This is a genomic window from Candidatus Dormiibacterota bacterium (genome assembly GCA_035544955.1).
Lineage (GTDB): Bacteria > Chloroflexota > Dormibacteria > CF-121 > CF-121 > CF-13.
Genome location: DASZZN010000029.1, coordinates 24,033 through 47,591 on the forward strand (window position 1 = coordinate 24,033; position 23,559 = coordinate 47,591).

The 23,559-nt window shown below is 66.5% G+C and carries 27 protein-coding genes and 1 tRNA gene; 20 read left to right on the forward strand and 8 right to left on the reverse strand.

The features are described from left to right. The first annotated feature begins 63 nt into the window (after positions 1–63). The 5 genes from VHK65_09620 to VHK65_09640 all read left to right on the forward strand — a co-directional run bounded on the left by VHK65_09620 (position 64) and on the right by VHK65_09640 (position 5,053). On the forward strand, positions 64–1,176 hold the full coding sequence (locus VHK65_09620; GenBank protein HVS06407.1) for a prenyltransferase/squalene oxidase repeat-containing protein: 1,113 nt from the start codon (positions 64–66) through the stop codon (positions 1,174–1,176). A 65-nt stretch (positions 1,177–1,241) separates the two neighbouring features. Continuing rightward, positions 1,242–1,901, forward strand: coding sequence for a hypothetical protein (locus VHK65_09625; protein HVS06408.1), 660 nt, complete (start codon positions 1,242–1,244; stop codon positions 1,899–1,901). Continuing rightward, positions 1,898–2,734, forward strand: a complete 837-nt coding sequence (locus VHK65_09630) for an energy-coupling factor transporter transmembrane component T (GenBank protein HVS06409.1) — start codon at positions 1,898–1,900, stop codon at positions 2,732–2,734. The genes VHK65_09625 and VHK65_09630 overlap by 4 nt, the downstream gene beginning before the upstream one ends. Continuing rightward, positions 2,715–4,217: an ATP-binding cassette domain-containing protein gene (locus tag VHK65_09635; GenBank protein ID HVS06410.1), complete on the forward strand. Its 1,503-nt coding sequence runs from the start codon at positions 2,715–2,717 to the stop codon at positions 4,215–4,217. Before VHK65_09630 ends, VHK65_09635 begins: the two co-directional genes overlap by 20 nt. Next, on the forward strand, positions 4,214–5,053 hold the full coding sequence (locus VHK65_09640) for an ECF transporter S component (protein HVS06411.1): 840 nt from the start codon (positions 4,214–4,216) through the stop codon (positions 5,051–5,053). The genes VHK65_09635 and VHK65_09640 overlap by 4 nt, the downstream gene beginning before the upstream one ends. Here the strand turns inward: VHK65_09640 and VHK65_09645 are convergent. Then, positions 5,019–5,363, reverse strand: a complete 345-nt coding sequence (locus VHK65_09645; protein ID HVS06412.1) for a hypothetical protein — start codon at positions 5,361–5,363, stop codon at positions 5,019–5,021. The genes VHK65_09640 and VHK65_09645 overlap by 35 nt on opposite strands. Here VHK65_09645 and VHK65_09650 point away from each other — a divergent pair. Genes VHK65_09650 through VHK65_09670 form a run of 5 tightly spaced genes read left to right on the forward strand, consistent with a single transcriptional unit; the run spans position 5,353 to position 8,737 of the window. Further along, entirely contained in the window at positions 5,353–5,748 is a 396-nt protein-coding gene (locus VHK65_09650) for a hypothetical protein (protein ID HVS06413.1), read from the forward strand. The two genes, VHK65_09645 and VHK65_09650, sit on opposite strands and share 11 nt — an antisense overlap. A 1-nt stretch (position 5,749) precedes the next feature. Beyond that, the gene (locus VHK65_09655; protein HVS06414.1) at positions 5,750–6,337 is read left to right on the forward strand and encodes a sigma-70 family RNA polymerase sigma factor; all 588 of its coding nucleotides are present in this window, start codon (positions 5,750–5,752) and stop codon (positions 6,335–6,337) included. Continuing rightward, entirely contained in the window at positions 6,337–6,582 is a 246-nt protein-coding gene (gene rsrA / locus VHK65_09660; protein ID HVS06415.1) for a mycothiol system anti-sigma-R factor, read from the forward strand. The genes VHK65_09655 and rsrA overlap by 1 nt, the downstream gene beginning before the upstream one ends. Further along, complete coding sequence (locus VHK65_09665; protein HVS06416.1) at positions 6,579–7,775, forward strand: cytochrome c biogenesis protein/redoxin; 1,197 nt, start codon at positions 6,579–6,581, stop codon at positions 7,773–7,775. Before rsrA ends, VHK65_09665 begins: the two co-directional genes overlap by 4 nt. Then, a complete protein-coding gene (locus VHK65_09670) occupies positions 7,772–8,737 on the forward strand; it encodes a pyridoxal-phosphate dependent enzyme (protein HVS06417.1) in 966 nt (321 codons plus the stop codon). Before VHK65_09665 ends, VHK65_09670 begins: the two co-directional genes overlap by 4 nt. On the opposite strand, the gene VHK65_09675 is transcribed toward VHK65_09670, so the two are convergent. From VHK65_09675 to VHK65_09685, 3 genes are read right to left on the reverse strand one after another with little or no spacing between them, the layout of a single operon-like run. Then, a complete protein-coding gene (locus VHK65_09675) occupies positions 8,639–9,073 on the reverse strand; it encodes a hypothetical protein (protein ID HVS06418.1) in 435 nt (144 codons plus the stop codon). The two genes, VHK65_09670 and VHK65_09675, sit on opposite strands and share 99 nt — an antisense overlap. After that, the gene (thiO, locus tag VHK65_09680; GenBank protein ID HVS06419.1) at positions 9,063–10,181 is read right to left on the reverse strand and encodes a glycine oxidase ThiO; all 1,119 of its coding nucleotides are present in this window, start codon (positions 10,179–10,181) and stop codon (positions 9,063–9,065) included. The genes VHK65_09675 and thiO overlap by 11 nt, the downstream gene beginning before the upstream one ends. 36 nt (positions 10,182–10,217) lie before the next feature. Continuing rightward, entirely contained in the window at positions 10,218–10,430 is a 213-nt protein-coding gene (locus VHK65_09685) for a hypothetical protein (GenBank protein ID HVS06420.1), read from the reverse strand. Between the two features lie 204 nt (positions 10,431–10,634). Between VHK65_09685 and VHK65_09690 the strand changes: the two genes are divergently transcribed. Next, positions 10,635–11,573, forward strand: a complete 939-nt coding sequence (locus VHK65_09690) for a patatin-like phospholipase family protein (GenBank protein HVS06421.1) — start codon at positions 10,635–10,637, stop codon at positions 11,571–11,573. Continuing rightward, complete coding sequence (locus VHK65_09695; GenBank protein ID HVS06422.1) at positions 11,570–12,811, forward strand: hypothetical protein; 1,242 nt, start codon at positions 11,570–11,572, stop codon at positions 12,809–12,811. Before VHK65_09690 ends, VHK65_09695 begins: the two co-directional genes overlap by 4 nt. Here VHK65_09695 and VHK65_09700 read toward each other — a convergent pair. Next, positions 12,808–13,971: a hypothetical protein gene (locus VHK65_09700; protein HVS06423.1), complete on the reverse strand. Its 1,164-nt coding sequence runs from the start codon at positions 13,969–13,971 to the stop codon at positions 12,808–12,810. The genes VHK65_09695 and VHK65_09700 overlap by 4 nt on opposite strands. A 115-nt stretch (positions 13,972–14,086) precedes the next feature. Here VHK65_09700 and VHK65_09705 point away from each other — a divergent pair, with 115 nt between their 5' ends. Continuing rightward, positions 14,087–14,842: a glycerophosphodiester phosphodiesterase family protein gene (locus tag VHK65_09705; GenBank protein HVS06424.1), complete on the forward strand. Its 756-nt coding sequence runs from the start codon at positions 14,087–14,089 to the stop codon at positions 14,840–14,842. Between the two features lie 283 nt (positions 14,843–15,125). Here VHK65_09705 and VHK65_09710 read toward each other — a convergent pair whose 3' ends face one another. After that, complete coding sequence (locus VHK65_09710; protein HVS06425.1) at positions 15,126–16,286, reverse strand: acyl-CoA dehydrogenase family protein; 1,161 nt, start codon at positions 16,284–16,286, stop codon at positions 15,126–15,128. A 56-nt stretch (positions 16,287–16,342) separates the two neighbouring features. Between VHK65_09710 and VHK65_09715 the strand changes: the two genes are divergently transcribed. Both VHK65_09715 and VHK65_09720 read left to right on the forward strand, forming a co-directional pair. Further along, positions 16,343–18,091, forward strand: coding sequence for an ABC transporter permease (locus VHK65_09715; protein ID HVS06426.1), 1,749 nt, complete (start codon positions 16,343–16,345; stop codon positions 18,089–18,091). Next, positions 18,091–18,750, forward strand: coding sequence for an ABC transporter ATP-binding protein (locus VHK65_09720; protein ID HVS06427.1), 660 nt, complete (start codon positions 18,091–18,093; stop codon positions 18,748–18,750). The genes VHK65_09715 and VHK65_09720 overlap by 1 nt, the downstream gene beginning before the upstream one ends. On the opposite strand, the gene VHK65_09725 is transcribed toward VHK65_09720, so the two are convergent. Next, the gene (locus VHK65_09725) at positions 18,747–19,319 is read right to left on the reverse strand and encodes an HD domain-containing protein (GenBank protein HVS06428.1); all 573 of its coding nucleotides are present in this window, start codon (positions 19,317–19,319) and stop codon (positions 18,747–18,749) included. The two genes, VHK65_09720 and VHK65_09725, sit on opposite strands and share 4 nt — an antisense overlap. 137 nt (positions 19,320–19,456) lie before the next feature. On the opposite strand from VHK65_09725, the gene VHK65_09730 reads away from it, so the two are divergent. Further along, positions 19,457–19,597, forward strand: a complete 141-nt coding sequence (locus tag VHK65_09730; protein HVS06429.1) for a hypothetical protein — start codon at positions 19,457–19,459, stop codon at positions 19,595–19,597. Between the two features lie 44 nt (positions 19,598–19,641). Continuing rightward, a tRNA-Lys gene (locus tag VHK65_09735) sits at positions 19,642–19,713 on the forward strand. 175 nt (positions 19,714–19,888) lie between these two features. On the opposite strand, the gene VHK65_09740 is transcribed toward VHK65_09735, so the two are convergent. Beyond that, positions 19,889–20,764 carry a helix-turn-helix transcriptional regulator gene (locus VHK65_09740; GenBank protein HVS06430.1) on the reverse strand — a complete coding sequence of 292 codons (876 nt, stop codon included), beginning with the start codon at positions 20,762–20,764 and terminating at the stop codon, positions 19,889–19,891. A 153-nt stretch (positions 20,765–20,917) separates the two neighbouring features. On the opposite strand from VHK65_09740, the gene VHK65_09745 reads away from it, so the two are divergent. The 3 genes from VHK65_09745 to VHK65_09755 are packed head-to-tail and all read left to right on the forward strand — an operon-like array spanning position 20,918 to position 23,130. Then, positions 20,918–21,784 (forward strand): SDR family oxidoreductase, encoded by an 867-nt coding sequence (locus VHK65_09745; GenBank protein ID HVS06431.1) that lies wholly within the window; start codon positions 20,918–20,920, stop codon positions 21,782–21,784. After that, positions 21,784–22,551 carry an SDR family NAD(P)-dependent oxidoreductase gene (locus VHK65_09750; protein ID HVS06432.1) on the forward strand — a complete coding sequence of 256 codons (768 nt, stop codon included), beginning with the start codon at positions 21,784–21,786 and terminating at the stop codon, positions 22,549–22,551. The genes VHK65_09745 and VHK65_09750 overlap by 1 nt, the downstream gene beginning before the upstream one ends. A gap of 57 nt (positions 22,552–22,608) precedes the next feature. Next, positions 22,609–23,130 (forward strand): GNAT family N-acetyltransferase, encoded by a 522-nt coding sequence (locus VHK65_09755; GenBank protein ID HVS06433.1) that lies wholly within the window; start codon positions 22,609–22,611, stop codon positions 23,128–23,130. The last annotated feature ends 429 nt before the right edge of the window (positions 23,131–23,559 follow it).

Genomic DNA, 23,559 nt, shown 5'->3' on the forward strand with positions numbered 1-23,559 from the left:
GGGAGGTGCCAAGCATCTTCACGATCGGCCTCCAGTTGCGCATTCACTGCTCTGGAGGACACCATGAAAGGACGACTCACGGCGCTGGCTATCGCCGCGCTCGCGACGCTCGCATCGGCTATGCCGATTTCCGCCTTCACCCCGCAGTCGACCGCGGCATCCCAAGCCCTTGCATGGCTGCACACCTTGCAAGGAACCGACGGAACCGTGGCCGGCAACGCCTCGCGGACGGAGGAGACCGTCTGGGGCTTGATCGCCAACAACCTGGCCGTCGCCGACTTGTCCACGTCGGGAAAAACGCCGATCGATTCTCTGCGCACACACATCGCTGACGAAGAGAAGAGTGCGGGAAACATCGGTACCCTTCTCCTGGCGGTTTCGGCTGCCGGCCTCGATCCCACGACGTTCGCGGGACGGAACCTGCTGCAGGACCTGCAATGCACCTATAACCCATCGACGGGTGCATACAACGGGCAACTCTTCAACGACGCCCTCGCCGTCCTCGCCCTGCCGGCCGGCGCCGCGACAGCGAAAGCGAAGCAGTTCCTCGCGAGTCGACAGCAGGCGGACGGGGGCTGGGAGTTCCAGGCCGGCTACGGCTCCGATACCAACACCAGCGCACTCGTCCTGATGGCACTCGTGTCAGCTGACGGCCTGGACGCCACGACAAGAGACAAGGCGCTCGCGTACTTCAAGCTCCACCAGAAACCCAGCGGAGGATTTGAGTATTCGGCGCCCTTTTCCCCGCCGGGAGATTCGGATCCCAACTCGGATGCGGCAGTCATCGAGGCGTTGCTGGCAACTGGCCAGGATCCCACGTCGGCCGCCTGGTCCATCGGCGACAAGAATGCGGTCACCGATCTCCTGACCTTCCAGTACCCGAACGGTGGACTTGGTTTCACGCGTCCCGGCCCGTCGGCCAGCGGCACAGCTGACGCCTTCTCGACCACGCAAGCCCTGCCGGCCCTCACATCGAAGTACCTCCCGGTGAAAAAGACCAACGGGGTCATGCCATCGACATGTCCGGCGGTACCGATCACGACACCGACCCCGACCCCGTCGACAACGCAACTGGCCACGACGGGCGCTCCGCCAGATCCCACACCGCTGCTGCCGATGGTGGCTGGACTCGCCATCGTGGCGCTCGGCTGGAGACTGCGCCGACGCGCTCGCTGAGAATCGCCAAAACGACGTGGCTGGGTGCCGCCGCGGCGGCGGCGCTCATCGCCGGCCTCCTCTCCATGCGGCCGGCCCATGCGGCGATCCATCACGCCGCGCTGGTCATCCAGCACGCGAGCGGGAGCGTCATCACGCGATGCGTGGCCTTTGCGGAAGACCAGATCACCGGGCTTCAACTGGTCGAGCGCTCGGGCGTGCAGTACGAGGCGCAGAATTTCGGTTCGATCGGGAGTGCGATGTGTCAGCTCGACCGGGAGCCATCGAGCATGCCATCCGGATGCTTCGGCGCCGGACCGTACTGGCAGTACTTCCATCGTCGGGGCAGCGCCTGGCAAACATCGGCGTTCGGGGCCAGCTCGTCGCTCCTGCGCGACGGCGACATGGACGGATGGCATTTTGCAGTGGGGGCGAATCAGGTTCCCGGCAGCGTGGCGTTTTCGTCGGTCTGCGCCGCGCCCGCGCCACCCGCCGCGACCGCAACGCAGGTGACGCACGCACCGAATCACGCGACCCCTCTTCCGGCGGCAACGCCCGCACCGTCGACCAGCCTGGAGGCGTTGGCGCCGTCAGACTCACCGCCGCCCAATGCCGTGCTGACATCCACGGGACCGCCCACGCAGCCGCCGAAAGCGACCGCGCTCGGACCCTGGCTCGCGTTCGGCAGTATCGCGATCCTGCTCCTGACGCTCGGTGCCGTCAACCTGCGGAGGCGGGGCCCGTGATCCGCCACCCGTTCGCCTGGGGCGTATGGGCGATCGCGGTCCTTGCCGCCGCATTCATCGACCGCAATCCGTACCTGCAGGTGCTGCTGTTGCTGGTCGTAGTGAACGTCTTTCTGCCCTACCGTGCACGTCGCCGCGTCCGGACCTGGAAGTTCGCGGTGGCACTGGCGTTGGTGCCCGTCGTCTTCAGCGTCGCGCTCAGCCGTTTCGGCCAGCACGCGCTCTTTACGCTGCCGGCGATCCCGATCATCGGCGGACGCTGGACCTTCGATGCCGTCGCGTTTGGCGCCTCGACCGGCCTGGCCCTCGTGCTGACGGTCGCCGTCTTCGCCGTCGTGCAAAGCACCGTGCGAAGCGCCGACCTCGTCGCGATCCTTCCCCGCCCGCTGTACCGGGCAGGCACGACCGTCGCCCTCGCCCTCGCCTTCGCACCAAAAACGCTGACCGCGTTTCAATCGATCCGCGAGTCGCGCCAGCTGCGCGGGCGGCGAACCGGCTGGCGATCGGCGCCCGCGTTGCTGCTGCCGCTCCTGCTCACGACCCTCGAGCGCGCGCTGCAGTATGGCGAGTCGCTCGACGCGCGCGGTTTCGGCAGCGGCCGCAGGTCCCGATACCGCCCGCTCCAATGGACACCCGGGGACCTGCTGGTCCTGCTCGCCTCGCTCGCGGCGATCGTCGCCATCGCGGTGTTGCCGGGCGTTTCGTATAACCCGTACCAGGAGCTGGTGCCGAGCGTTCCGGACCCGGATCAGCTGCTGGCTGTCGGCCTGCTCGCCGTGCCCGCCGTCACCGCCAGCCTTTCGCGAGTGGACCATGCCCCTCATCACGCTTGACGCCGTCAGCTATCGCTACCCGGAGGCCGACAAGCCTGCGCTGAGTGACGTCACGACGACGGTCGAGCCCGGCGAAGTGATCCTCCTCCGCGGCGCCTCGGGCAGCGGAAAGTCGACCCTGCTTCGCTGCCTGAACGGTCTCGTCCCGCACAGCACCGGGGGCCAGTTCCGTGGCCGGGTCGTGGTCTGCGGCCTCGACACGCGGGCGCACCCACCACGACAGCTCGGGATCCACATCGGTTTCGTCTTTCAGCATCCCGAGGCGCAGTTCGTTCTCGAGGACGTCGAGGCCGAGCTGGCGTTTGGTCTCGAGAATCTCGGACTCTCGCGGCCGCTGATGCGCAAGCGCGTCGAGGAAGTGATCGACCAGGTCGGTATTAACCCGCTGCGGCGTCGCCGGATCGATACCCTCTCGGGCGGCGAACGCCAGCGCGTCGCCATCGCGGCCGCGCTCGCCATGCACCCGGATGCGCTCGTCCTCGATGAGCCGACCTCGCAGCTCGACCCGCAGGCCGCCGAGGACGTCCTACAGGTCGTGCTCCGGCTGGTTGCCGAGCTCGGTATGACGACGGTGATCGCCGAGCATCGCGTCGAGCGCATCGCGCCCTTCGTCGATCGCATCTGGACGCTCGACGGCGGGATGCTGCGTGACCAGGCGCCGCGTGTCGCACTTGCCGAAGGCGGAGCCCGCCCGCCCGTCGTCGACCTGGCGCTGCGGGCCGGGTGGACACCGATCCCGCTAGGACTTCGGGACGCCCGCGTCCATGCGCAACGCCTGCCCAGGGCCCCAGCCAAACCCGTGCCCGTTGACGGCCACGGGCCCGTCATCTGCCGGATTGACCGACTGGATCATCGCTACGACACCATCCCCGCGGTGCAGGGTGTGTCGTTGACCCTGTGCCGAGGCCAGGTTGTCGCCTTGATGGGTCGCAATGGATCCGGAAAGACCACACTCTTGCGGTTGATCGCCGGGCTGATGCGGCCACAACACGGCACCGTCACGCATGAGGGCATTGCCGCCTACGTACCGCAGGACGCCGACTCGCTGCTGTTCGCGCCAACCGTGAGTGAGGAGCTGCGGGGCCAGGCGGCCGAGGTCGTCGCGCCGTTCGCCGCCTGGCTCCATCGTTATCCACGTGACCTGAGCTCGGGCGAGCGTCAGCAACTGGCCATCGCCTTGATGGGGGCCCGAGCCGACCTGTTGCTGCTCGACGAACCGACGCGTGGACTCGATCCCCAGGTGAAGCGGGCCCTCAGCGCCTACCTGCGCACGCGCGCCGGCGCGGGCGCCGGGATCCTGGTCGCCACCCACGACGTCGAATGGGCGGCCCGCACGGCCGATCGCGTGCTCCTGATGGCAGACGGCGAAATCTACGCCGACGGTCCACCAGCCAGCGTGTTGAGTGACTCCCTGGTTTTTGCTACGCAGATCAGCAAGCTCGTCGGTGGCGGTTGGCTCCTGCCGGAGGCGGTGCCGATATGACCCGATGGCTCGCCGCCCGGGCCGAAGACGCGGTCTTGCTCGGGCTCACCGGCGCCGGGCTCGCGCTTTTCATCGGACCGCTCCTGCTCGGACCAGCCTTTCCGCAACCCGTGGTGCTCTTCAGCGCGCTGGTCGCTGTCTCGACAGTGGTCGTGCTGGGCGTCGCCCTCCAAACCCATCGCCTCTCGACCCGGCTGCTGGCGGTGCTGGCGGCGCTGGTCGCGATCGATGCCACGCTGAGGCTCGTCATCGTCATCGGGCTCCTCGGCTTTTCACCGATCTTTTTCCTGGTGATCGCGGGCGGATTCGTGATGGGGCCAAGCTTCGGCTTCGCCGGTGGCGCCCTGACGCTGCTCCTGTCCGCCGTCCTGACGGCGGGCCTGGGGCCGTGGCTTCCCTACCAGATGCTTGCCGCGGGTTGGGTCGGCATGGGCGCCGGATACCTTGGCCGGGCGACTCGCCGCTCCACCTCGCCCTTGGCCGTCGCCCTGCTGTGCCTCTATGGCGGCCTGGCCGGCTTCGCCTATGGCCTGCTGCTCGACCTCTGGGAATGGCCGTTGCTCGTCGCCGCCGGATCATCACCGTTGAGCTGGGCGCCCGGGATCGGCCTGGCGGCCCTGCTTCGCCGCGCCGGCGGCTTCTACCTCGCAACCTCGGTCGCCTACGACAGCTTCCGGGCCGCCGGCAACTTGGTGCTGCTCGCCCTGCTGGGTCCGGCCGTGATCCGTGCCCTCGACCGCTTCCGGCGTCGCTTCCTCCTGGACTGGGTCGAGCCCGAATCGGGGCCGGAACCGGCCCCCGCTAAGATTTCGGCAGATGTCGGAACTCCCGCCTGAGATCGCGGTCGAACCCGAACCGACCGATGTCGATCCGCCGCCCGAAGCCATCCGCCCGGACCGGCCGCGCATCTGGCCGGACGAGCCACGCGCGCCGCGCCCACAGATCAAGCGTCCGATGGAGGAGTGGCTGGCTGAATTCGAGGAGCGGGTCAAGCAGCAGGACGCCCGCCCACGCGAGCCGCTCAGCCGCCGGCGGCGGCCCCGCGGCCTGGCGCGCATCGTGCCGCAGGCGGCCACCCCACGTCCCGAACGTCCACCCGAACGGGCCCGGACCGAGGCGGGCAGCGCGCAGCCCGGTGATCAGCAACGGCGCGGCCGGCGGCGGCGGGGCCGCGGCGGTCGCGCGCTGGCCCCCGGCGAATCCGCACAGGCGCCGCGCCCGAACCAGCCGCGGCAGAACCAGCCCGCCAGATCACCCCGTCAAGGATCGGCGCCACGCCAGCCGGGCGCACCCGGGCCGCAGCGCGGCCGGGACCGGCAACCAAATCCGCCGCGAGGCGACGCACCCCCGCCCCAATCGTCGGCCGACCCGCAATCCGATCCAAATCGGCGCCGGCGGCGACGGGGTCGAGGCCGAGGCCGCGGCCCGCGGCCGGGCGGTCCGCCGAGTCCAGGCGGGGGTCAGGGGGGCGGTCCCGGCGGTGGCCCCGCCCCCAGCTGAGCTCGGCGAGGCACGGAAATGGCCGGAATAGAATGGACCAGCGGGGCGTTGGCATGAGTAGCGATTTTTCGCTTTTTGAAAGGCATTTGGATGCGCTCTACCGAAGCGCGTTGCGCCTTACCAGGAAGCCGGAAGACGCCGAGGATCTGGTGCAGGAAACCTATTTGCGAGCCTACCGATATCGAAACCGCTTCAAGCCGGGCACGAATGAGAAGGCGTGGCTCTTTACGATCATGACCAACGTCTTTCGGAACAAACTGCGCAAGCGGCCCGCGCCCGAAGACTCCATCGATCAACCCGGAACCGACTTCGACATCTATGACCAGATGCGGCGCGATGGTATGCCGGTGCACCTGATGTCGCCGGAGGAGATCATCGTCGACCGCGGTTTCGGGGACGAAGTCAAGCACGCGCTCGAGGAACTCCCCGTTCCGATGCGGATGGTAGTGGTGCTGGTCGATGTCGAGGACTTCTCCTATAAAGAGGTGGCGTCGATCCTTGGCATCAAGATCGGCACCGTGATGTCCCGTCTCCACCGCGGCCGGCAAGCACTCCAGAAGAAACTGTGGGAATATTCGGGTAGGCCGAAAGCACCATCGCTGGCCGTGGGGGCACGCTGATGGGAGATCACTGCGAACAGACGATGCGCCGGCTCAACACCTACATCGACCGCGAGTTGACCGAAACCGAGGTCCGCAAAGTCAAGGCGCACCTGGATGACTGTCCTCCCTGCGAGCAGGTCTTCGATTTCCAGGCGGAGATGAAACGCCTGGTTCGCAAGGAATGCTGCACCGACGACGCCCCCGCGCGCCTGCGCGATTGGGTCCGACAGCTCGGCACCGAGAAACCTAAGCCAGCTGGATGATCGTCGACCTGGCCCTGGCGTTTCTCGCCGGCCTGCTGTCGTTCGCCTCGACCTGCGTGTTGCCGCTGGTTCCGGCCTATGTCGCCTATATGGGTGCGGCCTCAACGGGGACCGACACGACCCTCCGCCAGCAGCTCAAGGTGCTGGGGAACGCGGCACTCTTCGTCGCCGGGTTCGCCACCGCTTTCGTCGCCCTGGGCGCATCGTTTGGGCTGATCGGGGCGGACCTGAAAGCCTATCGCCCGCTGCTGCTGCAGATCGCCGGCGCGGCGCTGGTGTTGATTGGGATCGCGCTGCTGACCCTGGGCCGGATTCCCGGGTTGATGGGCGAGAAGCGCTTCGACATCGCGCACCGGTTGCCACGCGCGCCGTGGGCCTCGTACGTGGTTGGCCTCGCCTTCGCGATCGGCTGGACCCCGTGCGTCGGGCCCATCCTCGCGGCCATCCTGCTCCGGGCTGGCGGCAGCGGGACGGCGGCGCAGGGGGCGCTGCTACTGGCGGTCTATTCCGTGGGCCTGGGCCTGCCGTTTCTGATTGCCGCGGGCCTCTCCGGCATGCTGACCCGGTTGCTGACCCGGGTGCGGGGCGCGTACGCCGTCCTGAATGCCGTCGCGGCCGTCTTCCTGATCGGCATGGGTTTGCTGATCTTCTCCAACCGTCTCACGGTCTTCAACGACTTTTTCCCCGTCGTCACCGTCACGACGCCCTTCGACTCGCACTTCGACAGCGGCAATCCCACGCCCGCGCCCCATGGAACGGTGCAGGTCGGCAAGCCCGCGCCGAACTTCACCGCGACTGACATCGACGGACACCGTGTCTCGTTGTCGGACCTGAAAGGGAAGCCGGTGCTGATCAGCTTCTGGGCGACTTGGTGCGTTCCTTGCCGCGACGAGCTGCCGTTGATCCGCGACGAGTACATCACCCATCACGCAGAGGGCTTTTCGGTGATGGCGATCAACTTCGGCGATGAGTCGGCTGACACCGTGCGCAAATTCTGGAGAAGTCTTAACCTGCAGCCGGCACCGTTCCTTGACCCCGACGGCCGCGTGGCCAACGCCTACGGTGTTGCGTTGAACAACACGGGGTTGCCCGTCAGCATCCTGGTCGCCCGTGACGGCACGGTCAGCAGCTACGAGCCGTTTCCCCTGACGAAGGACTACCTCGATCCGGCGCTGCAGAAAGTCCTCTCGTGACCCAGACCGCGCCGCCCAACACCTGGTCCGGGCGAGGGCTCTGGCGGTATCGCGCCGACCTCGCGATCCGCGGCGACCCGGTGACCCTTGGCGAAGGCGGGACCCCGATCGTGCTCTATGAAAAATACCTGCTGAAGCTGGAGGGCATCTCGCCGACCGGTTCGTTCAAGGACCGCGGAGCGGCGACCGCCATCACCGCGGCCCGCGCCGCCGGCGCAAAAACCGTGATCGAGGACTCGTCAGGCAACGCCGGTACCGCAATCGCTGCCTATGCGGCCGCCGCCGGTCTTCGCGCACGCATCTTCGCGCCCGACGACATCGTCCCGGTGAAAGCCCGCGCGATCGAGGTGCTAGGGGCGGAGCTCATCAAGGTGTCGGGACCGCGCTCAGCCGTCACCGAGGCGGCCGTGGCGGCGGCCAAAGAGGCCTATGACGCCGGCCACGCGCGCGACGATGCCTTCCTCGAGGGGACCAAGACCATCGCCTATGAACTGTTTGAGGAGTTGGGCGACCAGCTCCTCGACGTAATCACGCCAGTCGGCCAGGGAACCGTGCTGATCGGGATGGCGTTGGGGTTCGCCGACCTCGTGGCCTCCGGCCGGATGGAGCGGGCGCCCAGGCTGCACGGGGTGCAGTCCGAAGCGTGCGCGCCGCTGGTCCGCGGGGCGTCGCTGGGGCGGCCGGCCCCCGTGGTCCGGCAACCATCCATTGCCGACGGGATCCGCATCCCCGAGCCGACGCGGGCGGAACGGAGCTACAACGCCGTCCGCTACAGCGGCGGCCGCTGGATCGCGGTCTCGGAGGACGCGATCGAGCGCGCCTGGCGACAGGCGGCCGCCGCGGGGCTGCTGATGGAGCCGACGTCAGCCGCGGCGATCACCGGTGCCCGGGTGCTGAACCTTCCGCCCGGCGCCGCCCTGATCATCACCGGCTCCGGCCTCAAGGCGATCGACCACTACTGACCGCTGGCGGGCCGCCGCCAGCGTCTCGGGATCGTACGCCAGCGCCAGTCGCGCTCCCCAGAGATCGATGTGATAGCCGGGCAAACGCCGGCGGCCTATCCTCGGCATGTCGACGTCGGGCAACGACTTGACCTCGAGCGCACGCCGCGGGATCGCCTTGCTCACGGCCCAGGCCAGCAGGCGCTCCGGATCGGAGCTGACGACCTTGCCGTACCAGCCAGGTCCGAAGCGGGCGTGCTCGAGGTAGACGAGCGGGGCGAGCCAGAGCCCACCCCCCGCGGCGTAGCGAAATCCATCGGATCGGCGCGCGAAGGCGCGCGGGGTCTCAGGCGGCACGGACCAGGAAGCGAGCCGGGTCGAAGGCATCGAGTGGGAGTCGAGGCCGGCGACGGGCCAGCAGGTCGGCGACCAGTTCGCCGGTGATCGGCGCCAGCAGAATCCCGTTGCGGAAGTGGCCCGCCGCCACGATCACGCCATGCCATCCGGGGAGGCGACCGAGCAGGGGAATCCCGTCCGATGTTCCCGGGCGGAGCCCCGCCCAGGCTGACACGAAGGTAGCTTGGGCCAGCCGCGGCGCGATCCGCGGCACCAGCGCCAGCAGGCGCGCGATGCCGGCCGCTGTCGGACGCGCGTCGTATCCCGCCTCTTCCACGGTGGTGCCCACGTAGGTGGATCCATCGGGTTTGGTCAGCATGTATCCTTCGGCGAAGCTCACCACGTTCTTCAGCCCGGTTCCCATGGTCCGTAAGGCCACCATCTGGCCGCGCACGGGTCGAACCGGGATCGGCGTCTCCAGGGCATCCGACCAGGAGGACGCCCAGGCGCCGTTCGCGATCACGACCTCGCCGGCGTGCACGGCCTCGCCGCCGATCGCCACGCCGACCACCCGATCGCCGCTCGTCAGCAGGCGGTCGATGCTCGCGCCCTCCCGCAGCACGGCGCCGAGGTCGACCGCCGTTCGAGCCAGCGCTTGGGCGAGGGTCCGGGGCATCACCTGGTGATTTTCCGGATAGTAGAGCGCCGCACGGACATCGGGGTTCAACGCCGGCTCGAGATCGAGCGCCGCGGCGCGGTCGCGCCAGGCGACGGCGACCCCGTGGTCGACCTGCCAGGCGCGGTGCGCGCGCAGCTGTGGCTCCTCCCCTTCATGGAACGCCACGTGCAGGAGCGGGGCTGCACGATAGCCGATGTCCACGCCGGAGCGGTCCAGGAGCTCCGTTGCCAGCGCCGGGTAAAGCCGGGCACTCTCCATCTCGAGCATGGACAGTGCCGTCGGGGTGGAACGGTCCGGATTGATCTGGATCATGCCGGCGGAGGCACCGGTCGCCGCCCCGCCCACCTGGCCGCGCTCGAAGACCATCACTTTTACGCCGGCCTTCGCCAGCTGGTAGGCGATCGATGTGCCGATCACACCGGCGCCGACGACGATGACATCAGGACTCACACGGCCGATGTTAGTCCCCGTTGGACGCGGGCCGGGTTAGTCGATCAGGCGGCGCAGCCGCAGGTCTTCGCTAGCCCGCGCTTCCTGGTAGAGCGCGCAGGTGGCCATCTTTCCCAGGCAGGGCGGCGACGGCCACTTGACGACGCCGTAGAACTTGTGGACCTTCCGGTCGACATGGCAATCCGCCTGGAAGACCTTGAAAAAGGCGGTCCGCTTCCGCAGGATTTGCTCTAGATAGGGACAGTGCATAACGGGGAAAAGTGATACTGCAAGGCTAACACGAAGCGGGTTTCGCGGAGCCCTGCAGTCGGCCTCTTCAAGGCTAGTAACGCAGCGTCCACAAGCTTCCAGCCTGCTGCCACCGACCCGTTACACTCAGCCGGAGCGCATGTTCGGATCGGGATCTCAAACGTAATGCCTATGCGGGAAACTGGCTTCTGGCGATCCCCGAACATGCTGTCCTGGTGGCGACGGCGCCGACCAACGATTGCGCAACCTGGGGGGAAACAGCGACGGTTGGTCTTTGTCCTGGGGGGAGGCGGGAGCCGAGGTGCCTGCAGCGTGGGCGTCCTCAAGGCGCTGCTGGAAGCCGGTATCACGCCGGATGGGCTGGTCGGCTGTAGCTCCGGGGCCTTCAATGCCGTCGCCCTTGCCGCCAAGCCCGACCTGGAAACGATCGAGCAGCTGGCCCAGGTGTGGCGCACGATCCGCAATCGCGACCTCTTCAACCGCAACCCGCTGCGCATGGCCTACCGGTATGTCCGTACGCGCAACAGCGTCTTCGACAGCCGCTACCTGCGAACGCTGGCCGCGATGAACCTGCCCGCGACCTTCGAACAGCTCGTGCTGCCCTGCGCAGTGATCGCGACGAACCTGACCCGGGCGCGCAAGGAGATCTTCACCACCGGTAGCGTGCCGGATGCGGTGGCCGCCTCGGCCGCCATTCCCGGCCTCTTCAATCCCTACCGCATCGGCGATGAAGAGTTCGTCGACGGAGCCGTCGCTGAGAACGTCGGCCTCCCCGAAGCGATCCAGCTGGGGGCCACCCACATCGTCGCCATCGATAACAGCACATCCAATCCGCGCCGCCCACCGAACCACACGCTGACCGGCATCCTGTCGCAGAGCATCCAGATCATGCTCGGCCAACGAATGCTGGAGGAATACCAGCGCTATTCGGACCAGGCCGAGATCTGCCTGCTGGTCCCGAACGTCGAGTTCGGCACAGCCGGCACCGACTTCAGCCAGGTGGATCGCCTGATCGAAGAGTCGTATGCCCGCACCCGCGGCTTCCTCGACGCCGGCGGCCTCGATCATCGCGGCCGGCTCGAGCCGGGCATTCACTGCATGCTGCCCATCCGGCACCCGTCCGTCATCAGCCTCGCCCAGTGACGGCCGCCGCGCCAAAGCCGGGCCGCCGCTGGCGGTGGGCTCAATGGACCTGGCCGCTTGGACTCTTGCTGCTCGCCTGGCTGATCACGCCGCTGCGCGCGGGCGCCAACTATCCGGGCATGCCCTGTGCGGCGCAAGCCGACACCGTGTTCGGGCTGGCGTCGTACACGATCCTGTTCATCCCGACGGCCGCCATCCTCCTCCTGCTCAGCCGTCGCCTGATTCCCGCTGCCCGACGCCGGGGTCTTCGCGCCTGGGTTGCTGGCCTCTTCGTTTTCGGCTTCGCTGTCGCCATCGTCTTTCTTGCCTTTGCCGGTGTCTCCGCGGACCGCCGACCTTTTCGCGCCAGCGAGCAGGCGATCAACTGTCCGACGCTCGGCGGTGGACTGCAGGCACTGCACTGCTGGCGGAGCGGGAGCACGATCGAGATGAACGTCTCTGGTCAGCGGCCCCTCGACGTCGCGGGCGTCCAGTCGATGGCGAAGACGCTGGCGGCCTCCAAGCAGGATGCCGCGCTCTATGAGGCCTTCGTCCTCGACACGACCGACGCGAGCATTGCGAACTACTCGAACGCGCGCTTGTTCATCCTTCAGGATCCGGGCCTGACCGATTTCGCCGACCTGTGCCTTTCCGAGCGCCAGGCCAAGCTGCGCGAGGTGCAGACGCATCGCGTCGGCTTCTACCGCTACAGCGCGCAGCAATCACCACCGGTCGACGCTTTCTTCTTGCAGGACACCGCGAGTGGCGGCGAGGTGGGATACGAGGTGATCGACTTCCTTCATGGGCAAATCACCCTCCCCTACGTGCGGCCCAGCGACCTGCAGCCGGCCGAGTCGGCCTATCTCGATCGCGTCTCGCGGTCGATGACCACGTTGAATCAGGACCTCGATCGTGAGACCCAGTCACCCTCGCCGCCGGGCGCCCTGGCCGCCATGCGCGGGGACTTTCAGCGGATCACGGCTGACCTCGCGAGCGCGACCCCGTCGCGACTCGTACTGTTTCGCGACAGCCGGGTGCAGCGATTCCTACAGAACTACGACCTGATCCTGACCGCGGAAGAGAGCGCCGCCCAGGGGCAGAGCGGGCAGGCGATCCATTCCACTGCCTACCAGGATCACCGCCGTTACTACTATCAGGAGGCGCGCGTCGCCCGGCTGATCGGATACCTCTACCTGCAGCAGCCCGGCCACGACTTCACCGAGGACGTGCTATCCACCGTCAACTGGGCCGTCTTTTAGGCCGCTGCCATCGACGGCGCTTTGGCCTCATCGCGCAGGATCGCTTTGACGGTGTCGATCCAGCGGGAATCGCCACGGTCGGCCTGCCAGAGCCAGTACTCGCTGCCCCAGAACAGCACGGTGCTGAAGCCGGCGTCCTTGAGGTTCGCGAACAGGCTGCGAATCGCCTGCGGACTGGTGCTCTTCGGGTTGACGTCGCTATTCGCGCCTGACTCCCAGGGTTCGGCCTGCGCCTCCGTGATCCACGCCTGCTTGCCTTGGAGCCGGGCCAGCTCGCGAACCTTGGCCAGTCGATCCGGCCAGTCGGCGTCAGCGTGACTCATGTTGTCATGACCCAGAAAGCGGTAGCCAATCGCTGTGTAGACATCGAGACCGAGGACATCACCCTTGCCCAGGAGCGACAGACCGTCGCGCTCCGCGCTGTCCGCCTGGAATCCGAGAAATTGCCGAAGGTCGAAGCCCTGGCGTGCCGAGGCCTGGTCGAGGATGAGGTTGAAGTGACTGAAGGCGTTCACGATAAGCGGCCGGTGATGGCCGTCCAGCTGGCGCATGCTGCTGATCTCGTCGCGGAGGAACGCGGCATCGATCCATAACCGTTGCGGACCAGCCCGGTTGAAGGGCTCATTCTCGACCTGCCAGGCGATCAGGGTCGAGTTGTCTCGATAGCGAAGCACGGTGTCGTTGACGAATGCGAGGGTCGCATCACGCAGGCTGGCGTCAGACGCCGCGTCCTGCCCCTGCGCCAGACCTGCGGCCGGCATCGCCGCCGCCGGGATATAGAACTCCGGCCAGCCGAGCCCCTTCATGCCAACGGCCAGGACGATCGGCTGCCCGGTTCGCTGCGCCTCGCTCATCAACCAGTCCAGCTGCCCATAGCCCTCCTGATCGATCTGGTCCCAGTAGGCACTGAGACGGATGACGCGGAAATGCAAGGCCTCCAGCCGGGTGAATGCCGATCGGTAATCCAGTCCCATCGAGGCGGCGCGATGGGGGTTGAAGCTGATCCCGACCTGCACCGGCCCTACGACCCCATGCGCCTTCGCCGTCGCCGGCTTGAAGAGCTGCAGCGGCGCCAACGCCAGGAAGGGCACGAGCAGCACGATCGCCATCGCCTGCACCCGCCGTCGTTGCAGCAGCGATTGGAGCCTGGGAAAGGTCATAGCTGAGACGGCCGGCGCGCGCCAAAGCCGCTAGTGGTGTCACGGCCGCATGCGAGATTTCTTGCGCGTGGCGGCTGATGTAAAAAGCTCGCGACAGTTCACGTAGCATTGGCCGGTGACGATCGCGCACGCCGAAAGCCTGGCGGCGAAGTTCCGGAGCGGCCGCATTTTGCTCGGCGGTCATCGCGGAAACCCGGATGAGTACCCGGAGAACACGCTGGGCTCTTTCCGTTCCGCGATCGAACTCGGTTGCGACGTGATCGAATGCGACGTCCATCTCTCCGAGGACGGCGGCCTCCCGGTCATCCACGATCACCTGCTCGATCGGACGACCGATGGCAGCGGGTTGGTGCGGGATTACAGCATGGCCGAGCTGAAACGGTTCGACGCCGGAGGCTGGAAAGATCCGCGCTTCAAAGGCGAACAGATCCCGTCGCTCGACGAGGTCCTCGCCGTGGCAAAGGGACAGGTCGGCGTGGCGATCGAGATCAAGAACCTGCCACTCCCCTACGCTGGAATCGAGGACGCGGTCGTCCGCACCGTCAAGGGTGCCGGGATGGTCCACCAGGTCGTCGTCATCTCCTTCGACCACCGTTCCGTCCAGCGGATCAGCGAGCTCGAGCCCGAGATCCTGACGGGAGTGCTCGAGGCCTCGCGCCCGGTCGACATCTTGCGGGTTATGGACGATGCGGGCGCCGATGTCTTCTGCCCGCATTGGGCATCGATCGAGCCGGAGACGGCAGCCGAGCTGCACGCCGCCGGCAAGCTGATCGGGGTATGGACCGTCGACGACGTCTTCTCGCTCACCTGGTCCAAGGCGCTGCCCGCCAACGCAATTTACACGAACAAGCCGCGCGAAATCCGTCCGTAAGCCGGAACGCTTAGCCAGAGGGGCAATGCTCGGCGAGATGAATCACTCCGATAAGGACGAGCGTACCGATGACGACGAACGCGGCGCCGACGACGATGTTGACTGGACGCGATGACCGGCCACGGGCGGCAATCTGGCTGCTGAAGACAATCGCAGCCAGGCCAACTAGGATTCCCAGAACCCGACGGGTCGCTGCCAGCCCAGCGGGATTGGGTTGCAACCAAATGATAGCCAGGCGATCAAGCTATGAGCGATCAGCTCATGGTAGGTGGTGCCCCCTCAGCTACTTAAAGGCCGAGAGCCCGGTGATCTCCTCGCCGATGGCGAGTATGTGGATTTCGCTGGTCCCCTCGTAGGTCAGGACCGTCTCGAGGTTGTTCATGTGCCGCATCACCGGGTACTCGAGGCTGATGCCGTTGGCACCCAGGATGGTGCGCGCCTCGCGCGCAATCTGCAGCGCCTCGCGGACGTTGTTGAGCTTCGCCATCGAGATCTGCGTCGCCGTCGCGCTGCCCTGATCCTTTAGCCGACCCAGCTGCAGGGCGAGCAGCTGTCCCTTGGTGATCTCGGTGAGCATGTTCACGAGCTTTTCCTGGGTCAGCTGATAGGCGGCGATCGGTCGATCGAACTGCACGCGGGCCATCGAATAGCCAAGCGCGCTGCGATAGCAGGCGATCGCCGCGCCGAGCACGCCCCAGACGATGCCGTAGCGGGCCTCGTTCAGGCAGGAGAGCGGGGCCTTCAGCCCCTGCGCCTCGGGCAGCTCGTTGCCGGCCGGGACCCGGACGTCGTCGAGGATCAGCTCCGACGTGACCGAGGCCCGCATCGAAAGCTTGTGGTGGATCTCGCGGGCTTCGAATCCCTTGGTGCCCTTCTCCACCAGGAAGCCGCGGATCCCCTGCTCGCTGCGGGCCCAGACGATCGCGAGGTCGGCGAGGTTACCGTTGGTGATCCAGCGCTTGGTGCCGTTGAGGATCCAGTCTTTGCCATCGCGGCGGGCGCGGGTCGCCATTCCAGCCGGGTTGGAGCCAAACTCCGGCTCGGTCAGTCCGAAGCAGCCGATGACCTCCCCGGCCGCCATCCGCGGTAGCCAGCGCTGCTTCTGCTCCTCTGACCCGTAACGATGGATCGGAAACATGCACAGCGACCCCTGCACCGAGACGAAGCTGCGCAGCCCGCTGTCGCCCCGCTCCAGTTCCTGGCAGGCGAGGCCATACATGACGTTACTCATGCCCGCGGCGCCATAGCCGTGCAGGTGCATGCCAAAGACGCCGAGGCGGGCCAGCTCCGGCAGGATCTCCATCGGGAAGGTCGCCCGCTCGTAGTGGTCGGCAATGATGGGCAGGAATCGCTGGTCGACGAAGCGACCCACCGTCGAGCGGACGAGTCGCTCCTCTTCGGTCAGCAGGTCATCGGTGTGGTAGAAGTCCACCAGCTCCGGCAAAGCGAACCCATTCTAAGGTTGCGTAATGCGCGCCCCCTATCATGGGAATGGCGTGCATGGAAAACCCCCTCTCCCTGTGGCATTTTTATCTCCGCAACAAGCGCAAAGTGGTGCCGGTCATCGGCATCCTCGCGCTGGCGATCCTTGGCGTGGTCGTCACGGACTCGCTGCTGGCTTCCGCCCGTGAGACGGCCTACGCCACCTTCGGCAGCTACCAGAAGCTGATCCTCGTCGCCCCACGGGCGACTCTCGACCAGGACCTGGCAAATCCGCTGCAGGATTCACTCGCACGGCTCCACGAGGTGCAGCTCCAGGTGGATTCGCTCGATGGTCCCGGCGGCATCTCCTCGTACTACAACGCTGTCATCGCGTTGCCGACCCAGGTCCGCGCGCAGCTTCCCGCCGTCCAGCAGCTTCAGGTCGACGCCGCCAACGCGCGCTATTACGCCGCGCGGCTGCGCGGCGACATCGTGCCCCTCGGCGATCTCATCGTTCGGGTCCAGCGGCTGCAATCGGAGGAGAAAGCGTTCGAGGAGCTGGTCCGGACGCTGACCCAGAATCCCAATGACCCGCGCCCGTTGATCACCTATCTGCAGCAGCATCAGACCTGGCTGCATTCGGTCCTGCCTGACGCCGCGCAGCTTGGGCGGCTCCAGGCGGCGGTGACCAGTGCGTCCTCGGACGCCGCCGGCCTGCAGCAATCGTTGCAGGCGATCAACCGCGACACTGCCAACCTCAACGCCGCCGGCCGGAACGTCGCTGACATCCCGATCCCGCCGTCGCCAAGCGCGACGATCGACCAATTCAAGACGTCCCTCGACCGTCTGACCTCGAGCCTCGGCTCTATCCAGGCTCCCCAGCCAGGCCTCGACAAGCTGGTCGCCGACAGCGCCCGCATCCCCGGGACCACGTTCGTCAAGCGGGACGCGTACTCGAACCTCGACATCAATATGCTCGCCGGAAATGCCCAGTTCGACCTTTACGGGCTCGATCAAGCCGGCATGGCGCAGCTCCTCTCGCTGTACGGCGACCAGGTGGTCACCGGCCGGTTGCCGTCGGCGAACGCCAATGAGATCGCGCTCTCCGAAGAAATCGCGCGATCGCGGCACGTGTGGATCGGCGGAAAGGTCGGAAACGCGCTCGATGAGCTCGACCGTCTGCCCGATACCTTCACGGTGATCGGCATCATCCGCGGGCCAACCCGCCTCGGCCTTATCCCGATCGACTACTTGACGGAGCACTACCTCTTCGAGCGGCGCTACCAAGGCCTCGTGGTGGTGCCGCAGGCCGGCCACGAGCAGGCCGTCCATGACCAGGTCCAGCGCCTGATCGGCGACAGCGCCTTTCGGATATTCGACTGGCCGTACATCAAGGGAAAGATCGATAGCCTGATCGCGAACCTCGACACCATCAATCGCTTCCTGATCCTGCTGGTGACGATCGTCCTCGCGCTCGTGGTCGGATTGCTCAACAACCTCTTCTTCCGGCAGCGAATGAACGAGTTCGGGCTGCTCGCCGCGGTCGGGTACAGCCGCTGGGGTCTGATCATGCGGGTGGCCTGGGAATCGCTGGGTGTCACAGTGGCGGCCTGGGGCATCGGCGTCGGCCTTGGTGTAGCGGTGCTCACCTGGTTCAACGCGATTTTCATGCTGCCGCACGGCCTGCTGATGAACATCTTCGACTGGAACGTGCTCGCGCTCCATACGCTCCCCATTCCGTTGATGGTCTTTCTCTTCGGCATGGGAACCGTGGCCTGGCAGCTGCTCCGCCTGGACCCCATCTCGATCATCGAGAGGAGAGACTGATGCTGAGCGCACAGGACCTCGCGCTCGACTATCGCAGCGGCGATAGCGTCGCCCATGCCGTTAACACCGTCTCCCTGTCGGTGGAACAGGGCAGCTTCGTCGGACTGATCGGCCCCTCCGGGTCCGGAAAGAGCTCGCTGATGTATCTGCTATCTGGACTGAAGCGGCCGACACGAGGCCAGGTGGCCTTCGAAGGCCGCGATTACAGCGACATCTCGACTCCCGGCCTGATCCGCCTCCGCCGGCAGCGCTTCGGTTTCGTCTTCCAGCAGCACTTCCTGATCAACTACCTGAGCACGCTCGAAAACGTCATGGTGGGCGCGGTAAAGCGCAATCACGAGGCGGTGGCCTATGCCCAGGAGCTCTTGCGGCGAGTCGGCCTTGGCGACAAGCTGCGGCAGCGGCCGTATCAGCTCTCCATCGGCGAGCGGCAGCGCGTGGCCGTGGCCCGCGCCCTCATCCACCGGCCGGCGGTCGTGTTCGCGGATGAGCCCACCGCGTCGCTCGACCAGGGAACCGGCCGCGATGTCATCAACCTGCTCGCCGACTACCGGACGAGTGGCGGTGGGAGCGTGGTGGTCGTCACCCACGATCCGGCGATGTTGACCGGTGCCGACCGGGTCCTGCAGATGCGGGACGGGCGCCTGAGCGTGGCTTAGGCGGGCGCCCCCGCCAGCCCGAGGGCGGCGGCGTTCCCTCTCATCGCGTCGATGACCATTTGGATGTGCTGGTCTAAGTCGACGCCGAGCTGCTCGGCCCCGGTGAAGATCTGCTCGCGGTGGACGCCACGAGCGAACGCCTTGTCCTTGAACTTCTTCTTGACGGACTGGACGTCGACATCCGCGACCGCCTTGCTGGGCCGCACGAGCGCCACCGCCGCGACGAAACCGACCAGCTCGTCGACGGCGTAGAGCACTTTCTGCATCGGGGTGGTCCGGGGCGCGTTGGCGTAGTCCGCGTGCGAGAGGACGCCGTACCAGATCTCCTCCGGCCAGCCGCGCTCCTTCAGGATCTCAGCGCCCTTGATCGCGTGCTCGCCGACCTCGGGGAAACGCTCGTAGTCATAGTCGTGGAGGAGGCCGACGACGCCCCAAGTGTCAGGGTCACCGCTGTACTTCGGCGCGTACGCCCGCATCGCCGACTCGACGCCCAGCCCGTGCTTGATCAGGTGCGGGCTTTGGGTGAACTCGTTGAGGAGCGCCCAGGCGTCGTCCCTGCTGGTTGGCACGGTGGTCGAGTCTAACAGCCGTTACACCCTCCGCCGTTTGCGGGGGAGCGCAGGGTGGGGCTATCGCCGGTGGGCACTTCGGGCTATTGACGCGCCAACGGGGACCACCTACGCTCATTGCAGGAGGTCTGGTTTACATGGTTCGGCATCTCCACCACTGGCTTGACATGGTGGAAGCACTGCTGATTATCGGGGTCCTGCTCGCCATCGCCTGGGTTACCTGGCTGGCGCTGACGCAGGCGTACTCCCCGGTCTTCAACCTCTTCAACAGGCTCTAGCAAACGGCCAGGCTGGGCGTCGACCCCTACCTATAATCGACGGCGGGGGTGTAGCTCAGTGGTAGAGCACCTGCCTTTTAAGCAGGGTGTCGAGAGTTCGATCCTCTCCGCCCCTAATCCAAATACAAACCGGACACCCGAACTGATTTCCTGGCTGGCTACAGCGCTGGCCGACACTATGATTGCGCCCGTTTTTAGCAACAGCTGCAAGGAAACGGTGCATGGCAGCGGCAAGGTGACGGCTCCCGTGCTGGCTACCCAGCCGCAGCGCGTGTCAGCCTGATACGACGGTCAGGCCGACCTACTTGAGGTGAGCTCCTTGTTCGCCGGGGCCCAAGTTGCGAGAAGGCGGATCGCGTCGACGGAAGGGGTGCCGGGCTCGGGGCTGTAGACGTACAGCGACAACCCGGTGTCGGCTGGCAGTTGCATGGACTCAAACAGTAGGTGGAGCTCTCCGACGACCGGGTGGTGAAAGTGTTTAACGCCCGTAAAGTGCTGGCGGACGTTGTGCGTCGCCCAGCGCGTGCGGAACTCCTCGCTGCGGGTGGACAGCTCACCGACGAGGTCGCTCATTGCGCGGTCGTTCGGGTCGCGGCCAGCTCCTGTGTGCAGGATCGCCACGGTGTCGTCGGCCGCTCGGTCCCAGTCGCGATAGAAGGCGCGGGCACGGTCGTCGAAGAAGATGAACCGGGCGTGGTTCGCCGGACGCGCCGGGTTGGCGAACATTTCCGAATACAGCGCATAGCCCAGCAGATTCGCAGCGAGGATGTCGAGGCGCTCGTTGCCGACGAATGCCGGGGCGCCCGTGATCGCGTCGAGCGCCAGCTGCACGCCCGGGCGGATGCGCTGTTTCGGGGCCGGGCGACGGCGCCACCGGCTGCCCATCCCAGAGGCGCGGGCGAGGTCAAAGAGATGTGCCCGTTCCGCCTCGTCAAGCTGCAGCGCCCGCGACAGGCCCTCAAGCACAGCCTCCGACGCCCCCGCAAGGTTGCCCCGCTCGAGGCGGGTGTAGTACTCGATGCTGACCGCGGCCATCTCCGCGACCTCCCCACGGCGCAACCCCGGCACCCGCCGGGTACCCGCGTAGGAGGGCAACCCTGCCTGTTCCGGCGTGATCCTGGCCCGCCGCGAGGCCAGGAACTCGCGGATCTCGGTCCGGTTGTCCATGCCCTGAACGATAGAACTTCGCCGGTCTGCGCAGAGAGGCCCTGCTGTTACCCCTCAGAACGGTGACTCCCTCACCGCGCCGCAGCTTGCTTACATGAAGAGCGCCCCAGTCTGAGGGACGACTAGCCACCACCTAAGAAGGATGTGAGATACATGACGGACAAGAAAGTTTGGTTCATCACCGGTGCCGGCCGCGGCATGGGTGTGGACATCACCAACGCTGCCTTGGCCGCCGGCAACGCGGTAGTGGCCACCGGACGCAACTCCGACAGGATAAGGAGCGTGCTGGGCGAGGCCGACGACCTGCTCGTCGTCAAGCTCGACATCACAGACCCCGCGGACGCTCAGGCCGCCGCGCAGGCTGCCGTGGAGCGGTTCGGCCGCATCGATGTGCTCGTGAACAACGCCGGGAACTTCATCGCCGGCTTCTTCGAGGAGATCGGCTCGGAGCAGTTCCGCTGGCAGCTCGAGACCAACCTATTCGGCCCGATGAACGTCACCCGGGCGGTCCTGCCCGTAATGCGGCGGCAACGGTCCGGCCTCGTGGTGGCGATCTCGTCGACCGGCGGAATCGTCGGGCAGGAGTTCTGCTCGGCATACTCCTCCAGCAAGTTCGGGATCGAGGGCTGGATCGAGTCTCTGACCCCCGAAGTCGCACCGTTCGGCATCCGCACGATGCTCGTCGAGCCCGGCTTCTTCCGCACTGACCTGCTGACACCGGAGTCGACTGTCTACGCCGAGCCGTCGATCGAAGATTACGCCGAGCGCACCCGGCAGACGATCGCCGCGTGGAACAGCATGAACGGTCAGCAGGGCGGGGATCCAGCCAAGCTCGCCGCAGCAATTGTCCGCCTCGCGAACCAGGACGAGGTGCCGCTGCGCTTCGTCGCCGGCGCCGACGCCGTCGAATCCGTCGAGCGGAAGGCCCGGGACCTGCTCGCCCAGGCCGACGCCAACCGTGAGCTGTCCTCGTCCTTGGCCCTCGACGATGTCGTGAGTCCCGTCCGGGGGAGACCCTGATGACATCAAAGAAACTGACCGGCACGGCCGCTCTCGTCACCGGCGCGAGCAGCGGTATCGGTGCCGCGACCGCCCGCCAGCTCGCAGAGCTCGGTGCTTGCGTCGCGCTCGTCGCCCGCCGCCGGGACCATCTCGAAGACGTCGCTGCCGAGATCGACAGGGCGGGAGGCACCGCGCTGGTCGTGGAAGCGGACATCACCGACCGTACCCAGGCAGAGGCGGCCGTACGCCAGGCCGTTGAACGGTTCGGCCGGCTGGACACCCTTGTCAACAACGCTGGCGTCATGCTCTTGGGGGCGGTCGTGGGTGCGGACCCCGAGAAGTGGGAGCGCATGATCGCCATCAATGTCCAGGGCATGCTCTACACCACCCATGCCGCCCTACCACACCTACTGCAGGCCGCCGCGGAGGGCCCGCGCCGTGTCGCCGACATCGTCAACATCAGCTCGATCGCCGGGCGCGTCGCCTGGAAAGGCTACGCGGTGTACAACCTGACAAAGTTCGGCGTGAACGGCTTCACCGAGGCTCTGCGTCAGGAAGTCACCCAGCGGCACGTGCGCGTCGGTGTCCTCGAGCCAGGTGGCGTGGCGACCGAACTGGGCTCGCACAACGACCCCCAGATCCGCGAGCAGATGATCGACCCGTTCTATGAGCGGACCGAGGTCCTCGCCCCGGACGACATCGCCGACGGCGTCGCCTACATGGTCACTCGCCCTCGTCACACAGCCATCAGCGAGCTCTGGATCATGCCCACCGACCAGCCCTGACGTCGAGCGCCGGGCCACCATGCAGAAAATGTGCGGGTCGCTTAGCGTGTGTCGCCCATGGCTGAGTACCTGCCGTTCGAGATCCGACCCATCCCTCCCTTCACCAACGAATGGGCCAAGCTCGCCATAACGGTCTATGCCGCGCTCGTCGATGAAGGGCTCTACACCGCGCAAGAGGTGGAGGGCATGGCCGACCCGGAACAGCACGAAGCGTCCTGGCTCCCCAGAAACCGCTACATTCAGCTCGTCCAACTAGGCGGGTTCCTCGGTCCCGAGCTCGTTGCCATCGTTGATGTGCTGCGCCGCGACGACGAAACCGCCATTATCGAAGAGCTCGCGGTCCACCCGCGATATCAAGACCAGGGCTACGGAGGGAAACTTGTGCGCGCGCCTGTAGCATCAGCGCAGCGCGCGCAGCTGCCGATACTTGAGGTCTTCGCGCTCGAGCGAGAACCCAAGGCGGTTTCGTTCTGGCGCCACCTGCTGGGAGCCCCCAACATCGGCGGCCACCTGATCCTACTGGGCACACGCCGACCCGCGAAGGGCTGGCGCCTACCTACCGCCGAGATTTCGGTTTAGGGTCGGAGTCTGAATCGTGCAAGGCAAAGGGCTCGGCTTTGCACACCATAACTGCGGGTATTTCGCTTGGTCCGCCAACCTCGGAGCTACAGCGCTCAAGCCCTGCTACCTTTTAAGCAGGGTGTCGAGGGTTCGATCCTCTCCGCCCCTATTCCAGACCATCAGGTCTTCTGAACCAGCGACGGCGGCTGCCCACTGGGGCCACAACGGGATCTAAACCGCCCGTACAAGCCTCAGGCTCCTGCGATTTGTGATAGGTGGGATTGAATTGCTATTGGCGCGACCGGGTTGTAGACTCTGACGCGGGGACTTGGGTCGCTACGATTGCAGCCGAGGCAAGGAGGCCCCACGGCGTGACCAACACTTCTGTTTAAGCGTACCCGCGAACGAGGTGTTTCGTTCCAATCCCCAAGGGACTTTGCTAGGACG

Bases quoted from the DNA above. Each gene is read 5' to 3' on its own strand.
- VHK65_09715 (HVS06426.1), top strand. From the start codon at position 16,343: ATGGAAAACCCCCTCTCCCTGTGGCATTTTTATCTCCGCAACAAGCGC.
- VHK65_09740 (HVS06430.1), bottom strand. From the start codon at position 20,764: ATGGACAACCGGACCGAGATCCGCGAGTTCCTGGCCTCGCGGCGGGCC.
- VHK65_09720 (HVS06427.1), top strand. From the start codon at position 18,091: ATGCTGAGCGCACAGGACCTCGCGCTCGACTATCGCAGCGGCGATAGC.
- VHK65_09690 (HVS06421.1), top strand. From the start codon at position 10,635: ATGCTGTCCTGGTGGCGACGGCGCCGACCAACGATTGCGCAACCTGGG.
- VHK65_09755 (HVS06433.1), top strand. From the start codon at position 22,609: ATGGCTGAGTACCTGCCGTTCGAGATCCGACCCATCCCTCCCTTCACC.
- VHK65_09700 (HVS06423.1), bottom strand. From the start codon at position 13,971: ATGACCTTTCCCAGGCTCCAATCGCTGCTGCAACGACGGCGGGTGCAG.
- VHK65_09625 (HVS06408.1), top strand. From the start codon at position 1,242: ATGCGGCCGGCCCATGCGGCGATCCATCACGCCGCGCTGGTCATCCAG.
- rsrA (HVS06415.1), top strand. From the start codon at position 6,337: ATGGGAGATCACTGCGAACAGACGATGCGCCGGCTCAACACCTACATC.
- VHK65_09620 (HVS06407.1), top strand. From the start codon at position 64: ATGAAAGGACGACTCACGGCGCTGGCTATCGCCGCGCTCGCGACGCTC.
- VHK65_09635 (HVS06410.1), top strand. From the start codon at position 2,715: ATGCCCCTCATCACGCTTGACGCCGTCAGCTATCGCTACCCGGAGGCC.
- VHK65_09685 (HVS06420.1), bottom strand. From the start codon at position 10,430: ATGCACTGTCCCTATCTAGAGCAAATCCTGCGGAAGCGGACCGCCTTT.
- VHK65_09745 (HVS06431.1), top strand. From the start codon at position 20,918: ATGACGGACAAGAAAGTTTGGTTCATCACCGGTGCCGGCCGCGGCATG.
- VHK65_09750 (HVS06432.1), top strand. From the start codon at position 21,784: ATGACATCAAAGAAACTGACCGGCACGGCCGCTCTCGTCACCGGCGCG.
- VHK65_09640 (HVS06411.1), top strand. From the start codon at position 4,214: ATGACCCGATGGCTCGCCGCCCGGGCCGAAGACGCGGTCTTGCTCGGG.
- VHK65_09655 (HVS06414.1), top strand. From the start codon at position 5,750: ATGGACCAGCGGGGCGTTGGCATGAGTAGCGATTTTTCGCTTTTTGAA.
- VHK65_09730 (HVS06429.1), top strand. From the start codon at position 19,457: ATGGTTCGGCATCTCCACCACTGGCTTGACATGGTGGAAGCACTGCTG.
- VHK65_09665 (HVS06416.1), top strand. From the start codon at position 6,579: ATGATCGTCGACCTGGCCCTGGCGTTTCTCGCCGGCCTGCTGTCGTTC.